General features: G+C 67.2%; 6 protein-coding genes. 5 read left to right on the plus strand and 1 reads right to left on the minus strand.

Annotated elements, in window-relative coordinates:
* Nucleotides 1-276: 276 nt before the first annotated feature.
* Genes VW23_RS27695 through VW23_RS27710 form a run of 4 tightly spaced genes read left to right on the plus strand, consistent with a single transcriptional unit; the run spans nt 277 to nt 4,818 of the window.
* Nucleotides 277-1,266, plus strand: coding sequence for a BMP family protein (locus tag VW23_RS27695; RefSeq protein WP_069912702.1), 990 nt, complete (start codon nt 277-279; stop codon nt 1,264-1,266).
* A 7-nt stretch (nt 1,267-1,273) separates the two neighbouring features.
* Nucleotides 1,274-2,800, plus strand: a complete 1,527-nt coding sequence (locus VW23_RS27700; protein ID WP_084646553.1) for an ABC transporter ATP-binding protein — start codon at nt 1,274-1,276, stop codon at nt 2,798-2,800.
* Nucleotides 2,797-3,876 carry an ABC transporter permease gene (locus VW23_RS27705; protein WP_069912703.1) on the plus strand — a complete coding sequence of 360 codons (1,080 nt, stop codon included), beginning with the start codon at nt 2,797-2,799 and terminating at the stop codon, nt 3,874-3,876. Before VW23_RS27700 ends, VW23_RS27705 begins: the two co-directional genes overlap by 4 nt.
* A 3-nt stretch (nt 3,877-3,879) precedes the next feature.
* Complete coding sequence (locus VW23_RS27710) at nt 3,880-4,818, plus strand: ABC transporter permease (protein ID WP_069912704.1); 939 nt, start codon at nt 3,880-3,882, stop codon at nt 4,816-4,818.
* A gap of 35 nt (nt 4,819-4,853) precedes the next feature.
* Here VW23_RS27710 and VW23_RS27715 read toward each other — a convergent pair whose 3' ends face one another.
* Nucleotides 4,854-5,570 (minus strand): sugar phosphate nucleotidyltransferase, encoded by a 717-nt coding sequence (locus VW23_RS27715; protein ID WP_069912705.1) that lies wholly within the window; start codon nt 5,568-5,570, stop codon nt 4,854-4,856.
* A gap of 168 nt (nt 5,571-5,738) precedes the next feature.
* Here VW23_RS27715 and VW23_RS27720 point away from each other — a divergent pair, with 168 nt between their 5' ends.
* The gene (locus tag VW23_RS27720; RefSeq protein ID WP_069912706.1) at nt 5,739-6,725 is read left to right on the plus strand and encodes an SDR family oxidoreductase; all 987 of its coding nucleotides are present in this window, start codon (nt 5,739-5,741) and stop codon (nt 6,723-6,725) included.
* Nucleotides 6,726-6,795 lie beyond the last annotated feature (70 nt).

A 6,795-nucleotide genomic window follows, 5' to 3' on the forward strand; every position in this document is an offset into this window, starting at 1 on the left:
CGGTGCGCACAGAGCACCCCCCACCCTGTCCCTCCCCCCCTTGCGGGGGAGGGACAGGGTGGGGGGTGCTCTGTGCGCACCGAACTAGCGATCGTTGCTAGGAAAGCGTCATGCGCGCAGCGCACAGCCCGCCTGCCGCGCACACGTCTTTGTGACGATTGACGACAACGTTAGCAGCATTACCATCCAGGTCTCGCGCTGCGACCCCGAATGCGGGGACGGCGGGCTGGCGGGCTCCATCGTTCCCGCGCAGTGCGTGACACAGGAGAAGAACAGATGACATCCTTCATGACACTCTCACGCCGGCGCTTTGCGCAGGCGGCGCTGCTGCTCGTCGCGACCACCGCGCTGAGCACCCCGGTGCTGGCCGCCGACCTCAAGATCGCGATGATCCTGCCCGGCCCGATCACCGACAATGACTGGAACTCGGTGGGCTATAACGGCCTCGAAGCCGCCGGCAAGGCGCTGGGGGCGGAAGTCGCCTATGTCGAGAACGTCACCGACGCCGATGCAGAACGGCTGCTGCGCGATTTCGCCGAGCGCGGCTATGGGCTGATCTTCGCGCACAGCTTCTCGTTCGGCGATGCGGCGCTCAATGCGGCCGAAGACTTCCCCGACACCACCTTCATGGCCGGCACGGCAGCGGACCTGGCGCCGAACCTCGGCACCTATTCCAACCCCGACTACCAGGGCGCCTATCTTGCCGGGATGCTGGCGGCCGGAACCTCGAAGACCGGCTCGGTCGGCTGGGTCGGTGGCATGCCGGCGCCCAACATGCTGGCGAACCTTCACGCCTATGAGGCGGGCGCCAAGGAAATCAAACCCGAGATCAAGGTGCTGCATACCTTCATCGGCTCGTGGTTCGATCCGCCCAAGGCCAAGGAAGCTGCCATCGCCCAGGTCGAGCAGGGCGCCGACGTGCTTTCCGCACAAGGCGTCGGGGTGATCGATGCGGCGATCACCAAGAAGGTGTTTGCGCTCGGCGCCATGACCGACCAGAACCATCTCGGCCCCGAGGCGGTGCTGACCAGCGTCACCTGGGACCTCGGCCCGCTGGTGACGGCGGTCGGCCAGGCGGTGATCGATGGCACCTGGAAGAGCGAGAACTGGTCGTATGGCGTTGCCGCCAACTCGGTCGGGCTCGCCGATTTCCACGGGCTCGACAAGCATGTCGATCCGGCGGTGCTGAAGGCGGTCGAAGACAAGATCGCGGCGATCAAGGCCGGCACGTTCGAGGTGCCGCTCGATACCAGCGAAGTGCAGTAAGCGGGCAGTGTCACAACTGAACGAGGCTGCGGCGGCGGTGGCGAGGCGGAATATCCGCGTCGCCTTCGGCCCGGTGGTGGCCAATGACGATGTGAGCTTCGCCGTAGAGCCGGGAGAGATCCATGCGCTGCTCGGCGAGAACGGCGCCGGCAAGACCACGCTGATGCGGGCGCTGGCCGGGCTGCTCCAGCCGCAGGCCGGGTCGATCGAGATCGGCGGGCAGCCGGTGGTGATCGATGGCCCGCTGGAGGCGCGGCGGCTCGGTATCGGCATGGTGCACCAGCACTTCATGCTGGTGCCGACGCTGACCGTCGCCGAAAACATCGCGCTGGGGCTCAGGGAGGTGCGGACCTGGTTTCCGCGCCTCGACCAACTGGCCGACGAGATCGACGCGCTGGGCGCCCGCTATGGGCTGGCGGTAAACGCGCGGGCGCTGGCCGGCGAGCTGTCGGTGGCGAGCCAGCAGCGGGTGGAGATCGTCAAGGCGCTGTATCGCGGCGCAAAAATCCTGGTGCTGGACGAGCCGACCGCGGTGCTGACGCCGCAGGAAGCCGCGGCGTTGTTTCCGGTGCTGCGTTCGCTGGCAGCAGCCGGGACGGCGATCGTCTTCATCTCGCACAAGCTCAATGAAGTGATGGCGGTGACCGACCGGATCACCGTGCTGAGGCGCGGCAAGGTGGCGGGATCGCTGCGCACGGCCGAAACCGAGCCGCGCGAGATTGCCCGCCTGATGGTGGGGGGCGAGGTGACGCTGCCGCAGCTCGAGGGTATGCCAACGCCCGGCCGGCCGCTGCTGGAGGTCGATCGGCTGGGGCTGACCGACGCGCGCGGGGTGCGGCGGCTCGAAGCGGTGAGCCTTTCGGTGGGCGCCGGTGAGATCGTTGCGGTGGCGGGGGTCGATGGCAATGGCCAGCAGGAACTGGCCGAGGCGATTGTCGGGCTGCAACGGCCCGATACCGGACGGGTGCTGATCGACGGGGTCGAGATGACCAACCGGCCGGTGGCCGAGGGGATCGCGGCGGGGCTGGCACATATCCCGGAGGACCGGCATCGCACGGCGATCTTCGAGCGGATGTCGGTCACCGACAATGCGGTGGCCGAGGAGGCCGGGCGGCCGCGCTTTGCCCGCTGGGGCATGCGGCGGCGCGGCGAGACGCAGGCTTTTGCGGCGCAACTGGTGGCCGATTACGATGTGCGGCTGGGCAGCGTCGAACAGGCCATTGGTTCGCTGTCGGGCGGCAACCAGCAGAAGGTGGTGCTGGGGCGAGCGCTGAGCCGCGACCCCCGGCTGCTGGTCGCGGTACAGCCGACGCGCGGGCTCGATATCGGGGCGACGGCGTTCCTGCAGAGCCAGTTGCTGCAGCGCCGCGCCGCCGGGGCGGCGGTGCTGCTGATATCGACCGAGCTCGACGAGGTGCTGGCACTCGCCGACCGGATCGTCGTGCTGTTCAAGGGGCGGGTGACGGGCGTGGTGGCGCGAGCCGATTTCAGCGTCGAGCAACTGGGGCTGCTGATGGCCGGGAGGACGGCATGAGCGAGAGTGCATCTGAGGCTGCCGTCGGCCTTGCGAGGCGCTGGCTGCTGCCACGTTCGGTGCTGTCGGGCATCCTCTGTGTGCTCGCTGCCTTCGCCATCGGCGCGCTGCTGATCGCGGCGATCGGACGAGATCCGGTGCTGGCTTATCTCAGCCTGTTCGAGGCGTCGCTGGGGAGCACCAATGGGCTCGCCGAGACGGCGATCCGCACCGTACCGCTGGCATTCTGCGGCATCGGCATCGCACTGGCCTTCCGCGCCGGGGTGTTCAATGTCGGGGCCGAGGGACAGCTGTTCATCGGCGGCGTTGCGGCGGCCTGGATGGGACTGCAACTTGGCGGCCAGCCGCAATGGCTGGTGCTGCCGGCCATGGGTCTCGCAGCGGCGGTCGCCGGGGCGGGCTGGTCGGCGATCGCGGGGGTGCTGAAGCTGAGGTTCCGGGCGGACGAGCTGATCACCACCATCATGCTTAACTACATCGCCATCTATTTCGTCGGCTACCTGCTGCATGGGCCGCTGCAGGATCCGGGCTCGCCGCTGGCGCGCACGGCGCGGCTCGCGACAGAGGCGCGGTTGCCGATGCTGCTCGAGGGTACAAGGCTGCACGCCGGGCTGCTGCTGGTGGTTGTCGTGGCAATCGTCGCGCAGGTGTTCCTGTGGCGCTCGGTGGCGGGGTTCCGGCTGCGGGCCGTCGGGCACAATGCCCGCGCAGCCGAGAATACCGGGATGAACGTCAAGGCAGCTTTATGGACCGGGTTTTTGATCTGCGGGGCGCTGTCGGGGCTCGCCGGCTTTTCGGAAGTCGCAGGGGTGCAGCGGCGGATGATCGAGAACCTGTCGCCGGGCTTTGGCTATACAGCAATCATCGTGGCGCTGCTCGGCCAGACCAATCCGCTCGGGGTGCTGGCGGCGGCGGTGCTGTTCGCGGCGCTGCAGATCGGCTCGACCACCATGGAATCGGCGGCCGGGGTGCCGAGCGCGCTGACCACGGTGATCCAGGCTTTGGTGGTCCTGCTGCTGATCGGCCAGAACGCCCTGCCGCGGCTGTTCCGCCGCCGCGCCGTGGCGGGGAGCTGAACCATGGAGTTTCTCGCCGATCCGGTGCTGGCCGGGTTCATCGCCGCGAGCGTCCGGCTGTCGATCCCGATCCTCCTCGCGGCGCTGGGCGGGATGTTCGCAGAAAAGTCCGGAGTGCTGAATATCGGGCTCGAGGGCATGATGCTGATCGGCTGCTTCACCGGCTTCATCACGGTGCATTGGAGCGGCAACCTGTGGCTCGGCGCCGGCGTCGCCGTGCTGATCGGCGCCATCGCCGGGCTGGGGCTCGCCTTCTACGCGGTGACGCTCCGGTCCAACCAGGTGGTGGTGGGGATCGCCTTCAACCTGCTGATGCTCGGGGTTTCGGCGTACTTCTTCCGCCTTGCCTTCGGCTCAGGCACCGCCTCGCCGCGGATCACGCCGTTCGCGCCGATCGATTTCGGGCCGCTGGGGGAGATCCCGATCCTCGGACCGCTGCTGTTCCAGCACGACCCCTTGACCTACCTGTCACTGGCGCTGGTCGTGGGCGGCTGGCTGGTGATGCAACGCTCGACCATCGGGCTCTCGATCAAGGCGGTGGGCGAGCATCCGGAAGCGGCTGAAACGCTGGGGCTCGATCCGATCGCCATCCGCTATGCCGCGGTGGCGGTGAGCGGGGCGCTGGCGGGGCTGGGCGGTGCGTTCCTGTCGATCAGCGCGACGGGCGTGTTCCTCGACAATATGACGGCGGGGCGCGGCTATATCGCGCTCGCGATCCTGATCCTCGGGCGCCGGCATCCGTTCGGGGTGCTGGTCGCAGCACTGCTGTTCGGGGCCGCCGAAGCGCTGCAGCTCAGGGCGCAGTTGCTGCCGAGCGGCGTGCCGCTGCAGTTCCTGATCATGCTGCCCTATGTGCTGACCATCGTGGTGCTGGCCGTCTCGTCGACCCGCAGCGGCGCCCCGGCCGCTCTGGGGCAGCCCTACGAAAAAGGCGGCGGCTAGCGGGTAGCGTTCCTTGCCGGTAGATGTGTCGCAAGCTAGCGGCGGGACAGCGCGAGGTCGGCGGGAGTACCCATTTCGATCCGCTCGCGCGGGTCGATACGCTGGCCGAGCACGGTGCCGCCGTCTGTGATCAGGCAGTTACAGACGTCGGACACAAACGCCTCCCGGTCAGCCGGGGTGGCGGCAATGGTGGCCTCGGCGGCGCTGACGAAAGATCCGCTGCGGCGGAAATAGAACAGCCCGGCAACGGCGTCGCCGCTGATCACCTGCTTTTCGACCATCTGCGAGATGCGTCCCTGCGGATCAATCCGGGCATAGGCATTGCCCGGCTCGGCTGAAGGATAGATCAGCACGCCGGCATCGGCCGATGCGCGGCGCAGGTGTCCGAGGAAGGCCGCGATGTCGATGGTGAAGAAGCAATCGCAATAGGCGACGAGCAACTCGTCATCCGGCGCGAGCAGCGGCGCAGCGAGCAGCGCAGTCACCGCCGGGCCGCGGGTCACCGTGTCGGTGAGCACCACGGCGTGGCCGGGGGCCAGTGCGGCGAACAGTTCGGCCAGCCGGTGCTCCCGGGCGTGCGCGGCGAGGCAGACGAAGATGAAGCGGTGCGGCTCGGCGAGCCGCAGATAATCGATCACGTACTCGATCATGCGGTGGCCGGGCTGCACCTCGATCAGCGGTTTGGGCGCGAGCTCCGTGGTGCCCTCGAAACGCGAGCCACGGCCGGCCATCGGGATGACGATGTTGATCAAACCAGGGTCCCAAACAGGTCAGGATGTGACGCTTTGATGACGGAGTGGTAGGCGCTTGAAGGTGTCCGCACAATCGCCGATTGCTCTGCCACCCCCCGGCTCCGTCGAAGGTTGCAGTCGCGGCGAGCCGGTGATGAGGTACGCTCCTCATACTCGAGGGAGGATTTCATGAGTCTCAGCGTGCTTTTCATCGGTGGTACCGGGCAGATTTCGCTGCCCTGCGTCGAGTATGCGGTCAAGCAGGGGCACAAGGTCAGCGTGTTCAACCGCGGCCAGCGCGATGCGGCGCTGCCGGCGGGGGTCACCTCGATCGTCGGCGACATGAAGGACCAGACGGCCTACCGGGCGCTGGGCGGGCACAAGTTCGACGTGGTAGCGCAGTTCATGGTGTTCACGCCCGAGCAGATGGCTGAGGACATCGCCACTTTCGCCGGCAACACCAAACAGTACATCTTCATCTCGTCGGCCTCGGTCTACGAGAAGCCAGCACGGCACTACATCATCACCGAACAGACTCCGGCGGTGAACCCCTACTGGGGCTATAGCCAGGCCAAGATCGCCTGCGAGAAACTGCTGGCGGGCGCCAGCAACCTGCCATGGACCATCGTCCGGCCAAGCCACACGGTGCGAACCGGGCTGCCGACGATGATGGGCGAGGGCGATATCGTCATCCGCCGCATGCAGCAGGGGAAACCCGTGATCGTCGCCGGCGATGGCACCTCGCCATGGACGCTGACGCGCTCGAAGGATTTCGCCGTGCCGTTCGTCAACCTGTTCGGCAAAGACGGGGCGCTGAGCGAGATCTTCCACATCACCTCGGACCGCGGCTACAGCTGGGACGACATCTACAAGGCGATCGGGCGCGGCGTCGGGCTGACGCCGAATATCGTGCACGTGCCCTCCGACACGCTGGTCGCCTACAACAAGGCCTGGGAAGGGCCGCTGATCGGCGACAAGACCTGGTCGGCGCTGTTCGACAATTCCAAGGTGAAGCGGGTCGCGGGCGACTTTAACTGCTCGGAGAACCTCGACGAGGTGCTGGAGGAGTCGATCGGTTTCCTGAAGCAGCGGCTGGCGGCCAATGCACCAGTCAACATGGAGCTCGATCCGCTGATGGACCGGATCACCTCGGAGCAGGCGGCGCTGGGCCGATAAGTGTCGGCGTTTGGGTAGTACGGATCCTTCAGTCATCGCTTCCCTCCCCCTTGAGGGGAGGGATTGAGGG

The organism is Devosia insulae DS-56 (genome assembly GCF_000970465.2).
Classification (GTDB): Bacteria; Pseudomonadota; Alphaproteobacteria; order Rhizobiales; family Devosiaceae; genus Devosia_A; species Devosia_A insulae.